At 67.4% G+C, this 3,940-nt stretch carries 5 protein-coding genes; 2 read left to right on the top strand and 3 right to left on the bottom strand.

Translation table 11 applies throughout. From position 1 onward, the window contains the following. Positions 1 to 929, top strand: a 929-nt coding sequence (locus ACIQ6O_RS13980) for an alpha-hydroxy acid oxidase (RefSeq protein WP_396208396.1), incomplete at its 5' end; no start/stop codon positions are given. A gap of 7 nt (positions 930 to 936) precedes the next feature. Then, positions 937 to 2,319 (top strand): alginate export family protein, encoded by a 1,383-nt coding sequence (locus ACIQ6O_RS13975; protein ID WP_396208395.1) that lies wholly within the window; start codon positions 937 to 939, stop codon positions 2,317 to 2,319. A gap of 9 nt (positions 2,320 to 2,328) precedes the next feature. Here the strand turns inward: ACIQ6O_RS13975 and ACIQ6O_RS13970 are convergent, their stop codons facing one another. The 3 genes from ACIQ6O_RS13970 to ACIQ6O_RS13960 form a co-directional block, all read right to left on the bottom strand. After that, on the bottom strand, positions 2,329 to 3,207 hold the full coding sequence (locus ACIQ6O_RS13970) for an enoyl-CoA hydratase/isomerase family protein (protein ID WP_396208394.1): 879 nt from the start codon (positions 3,205 to 3,207) through the stop codon (positions 2,329 to 2,331). Beyond that, entirely contained in the window at positions 3,207 to 3,605 is a 399-nt protein-coding gene (locus ACIQ6O_RS13965; RefSeq protein WP_396208393.1) for a RidA family protein, read from the bottom strand. The genes ACIQ6O_RS13970 and ACIQ6O_RS13965 overlap by 1 nt, the downstream gene beginning before the upstream one ends. Beyond that, the coding region (locus tag ACIQ6O_RS13960) for an acyl-CoA thioesterase (RefSeq protein ID WP_396208392.1) at positions 3,602 to 3,940 on the bottom strand (339 nt) is incomplete at its 5' end. The genes ACIQ6O_RS13960 and ACIQ6O_RS13965, both read right to left, overlap by 4 nt.

Raw genomic sequence — 3,940 nt, 5'->3', positions numbered from 1 at the left:
ACAGCCACCTCTCCATCTTCGGTTCGCGCTATGCCTCCCCCATCGTGGTGAACCCGCTTGGCAGCCAGAAGGGCTTCCACAAGGACGGCGAGGTGGCCACCGCGAAGGCGGCGAAGGCGCGCGATCACCTCATGGTCCTCTCCACGGTGGCGACGACGAGCATCGAAGACACCATCGCCGCGCGCGGCGGTCCGGTGTGGTTCCAGCTCTACCACCAGACCGATTGGTCGATCACCAAGCAGATGGTCAAGCGGGTGGAGCGCGCCGGCGCCCCCGCCATTGCCTTCACCGTGGACCTGCTGGGCGGCAGCAACCGCGAAACGATGATTCGCGAAGCCCGCAAGGACACGCGCGAGTGCATCAAGTGCCATCTGGGCGGACCGCCGCTCCCGGGTGTCAGCGGCCGCGTGGACGATCGCGACAATCGTCGCAAGCCCAATCTGGTGGGCTACGAGAAGCTGCCGCCGCAGCTCGAGAAGGGCACGCCCACGTGGGAGTTCGTCGACCGCCTCAAGCAGTCCACCGGCATGAAGGTGCTCCTCAAGGGCATCGTCACCGAAGAGGACGCGGCGCTCGCCATCGAACACGGGGTGGACGGGCTATTCGTGTCGAACCACGGTGGACGCGCCGAGAACTCCCGGCGCGCCACGATCACGTCGCTCCCCGAAGTGCTCAAGGGAACGGGTGGCAAGATCCCCGTCATTTGTGACGGGGGCTTCCGCCGCGGCACCGATGTCTTCAAGGCCCTCGCCCTCGGCGCGACAGCGGCGGGCATCGGTCGGCCGTACATCTGGGGGCTGGGCGCGTTCGGCCAGGAAGGGGTCGAAGCCGTGCTCGCGATCATGCACAAGGAATTCGAGTTGACGATGAAACAGAGTGGCATCACCTCGTTGTCGCAGATCTCGATGCGCCACATCACGCCGGCCTGACCCCCTGGTGTCGTGGTTCTGTGGCTGGCGGTATCTGGTTGCCGTCGGCCTCGGCTCGGTGACGGCGTGCACGGCCGTTTCCGCGCAGGGGACGACGGCGTCTCCAGCCAAAGACTGGGCTGACCCGCTCAAGAACATCCGGCTCATTCCGCGGTGGCCGCTCACGCTCACACTCGCCGGGCAGGCGCGATGGCGTGAAGAGTTCTTTCGCGGCTTCAATACGTTGCCGCTGAACGACGATCATTCGCAGACGCGTCTGCTGCTCGTAACGGAGCTCGCGGCCGGCAAGCGCAGCGGGGCGTGGGCCCGTGCCTTCGCGGAGTATCGCGACGCGCAGAGCTATGGGCGCACCTTGCCGGGCGGCGTCCGCTCCAACGATGCCGACCGCGCCGATTTTCAGACGGCGTATGTGGATGTCGGTTATCGCGTATCACAACTCCGCGTGGGCCGGCAGGAAATCGGCCTCGCCCGAGAGCGGTTGTTCGGTGCCCCGGACTGGTCCAACACGCGACGCAGTTCACAGGGCGCGCGCCTACAGCTGGTGCACGGCCGTTTCACCGTCGAAGCGGTGGATGCACGCCCCATTGTGGTTCGCCTCAAGCTACCGAATCTCGCGGATTCCACGCAGCGGTTCCGTACACTGTCGCTCGGCAGTAGCGCTGGTGCCAAGCCGCTCGCACGTGGGTTGCCGGCGCTGTGGCAGGCGTACTGGTACGAACAACGGGTACGCCCGGTGAACGCACCGGCGTCGCATGCCTACCGCATCACCAGCGGTGGACGTGTGCAGTGGCAATGGGGGACGGCGAAAGCGAGTGCGGTAAGTCGCTCACTCGAGTTCGAAGGAGCGCGGCAGTTCGGAAACGTGGGGACCCGCAACATCAGCGCGGGCTTCTGGATCGCCGAGGCGCAGTGGCAGTGGAAACGGGCGTTCGGCGCTCCATCCCTTGCGCTCGGTGTCGAAGAGGCGACGAGTGAACGCGCGCAGACCGCCGGCACACTCGAGGTCTTCAGCGTGTTGTATCCCGCCGCGCATCAGCACGGCGGCTACGCCGACGTGATCGGGCGCCCGAACGTGCGCGAAGTCCACGCCATCTCCCAGTGGCAGCCGCACACCACCGTAGACCTGCGCGGCGCGTGGTACCACTTCGATCGCCTGCGGCTCGACGACGGCGTATACACGAAGCAGAACACCATCTTCCGGGCCGCTGGCAGCTCGAAGGCCCGCCACGTGGCGGAAGAGGTGGACATCACCGGCACGTGGCGCGCGACGCGCCACCTGCGTGTCATCTTCGGTGGGGCGCTCGTCCTGCCTGGCGCGTTCCTGCGCGAAACGCTCACCACCACCGAAACGGAACGGTGGGGCTTCCTCGGCACGACCTACGTGTTCTGAGTCTGCCGATTACGCGCTCGGCGACTTGCGCGCGGCGCGCGCGGCAAAGAACGCCGCCACCAACTGCTCACGCTCCGGGCTCGCAAGGCACTCGAGAAACGCCTCGGCCTCCACCTGCGCCCCCTGCTCGAAGGGCATGTCGATTGCCGCCGTCACACAGCGGAGAATGCGCGCTCGCGCAAACGCATGCACCTCCGAGTGGGGGACGCGGTCCAGCGCCTCTGCCACCTGCCGGTGTGCGAGCGACTGGTCGAGCAGCGCCTGACCCTGGCGCGCCTGTGGCCATGGTCCGCCCCGGGCGCACAGCTCGCGCGCCCATTGCCTCGCCGTGTCGAGCGGCGCATCGGCCAGCACGTCGATCAGGCCGGCGGTCAACGCATCGGCTGCCGTCATGCGCCGCCCCGTGAGCATGAGATCGAGCGCCAGTGCCGCGCCGCACAGCCGTGGCGCCCGCTGCGTGCCGCCCGCGCCGGGCAACAGCCCCAACAGCACCTCGGGGAACGCGACCACGGCCGCCGGCGCCGCCACCCGGTAGTGCGACGCAAGGGCGATTTCGAAGCCGCCGCCGAGCGCCGCGCCTTGTATGGCGGCAATCACGGGCTTCGTGCACGCCTCGATGCGGTGACAGAGTGCATTGAGCAGCGGATCTCGTCGCGGACCGCTGAACTCGCGGATATCGGCGCCGCCCACGAAGACCGTGCCCGTGCTGCACAACACCATCGCCCGGGCTGCATCATCGGCATCGAGCCGCTCAGCGGCATCGAGAAGCCCAGCGCGTACTGCGTGGCTCAATGCGTTCACCGGCGGGTGGTCGATCGTCACGATCAATAGCCCGTCTTCGAGCACTGACTTCACTGGCAGGAGATCGGGAGTGGTCTGGTCGGACATCAGGCCTCCGGCACCACGGCGGTCACCTCGATCTCCACACGCGCCCGTGGTTCCATGAGCGCGCACACCTGCACCGCCGTCATCGCAATCGTGTAGTGCCCGATGAGTTCGCGGAATGCCGCGCCGACCTTCGGCAGCGCTGCCTGATATTCGGCGCGATCGACCACGTACCAGGTCATGCGCACGATGTGTTCGGGCCCGGCGCCCCCGGCGCGCAGGACCGCCACCACATTGCGCAGCGCCTGCGTGGCCTGCTCCGCGAAGTCATCGCTCTGGAATTGCTCGCCGGCGTCCCAGCCGATCATCCCTGCCACGAAGATCTGGCGCCCTGTGGCCGCGACGCCATTGGCGTAGCCGCGCGGTCGCATCCAGCCATCAGGCAACAAGGCCTCGCTCATACCGATGACTCCTGAAAACGGGTGATGGCGGCACGCAGATCATCGGGAAACGGCATCGACCGGTGCGTGTCGAGACTGGTGCACACGATGACTTGCCGGGCCTCGACGCGCACGCCGTCGTCGCCGACGACCGCGAACTGCAGCGTGAGCGACTTCTCGCCCAGCCGTTCCACGCGCAGGCGCACGACGATGTCATCGCCCATGCGACTGATGGCGCGAAAATCGGATTCCCAGCGCACCGAGGGTAGCCCCACGCGTCGCGGGCCGAGCAGCTCGGCATACCGAACCCCGAGCGCGTCGGTGATCCAGTGCTCCACGTGGTCCTGGAAGAGCAG

Source organism: Gemmatimonas sp. (genome assembly GCF_044345575.1).
In the GTDB taxonomy this organism is placed as follows: domain Bacteria; phylum Gemmatimonadota; class Gemmatimonadetes; order Gemmatimonadales; family Gemmatimonadaceae; genus Gemmatimonas.
The sequence above is the reverse complement of the archived record's forward strand: the minus strand, read 5'-3'. Positions and strand labels throughout refer to the sequence as shown.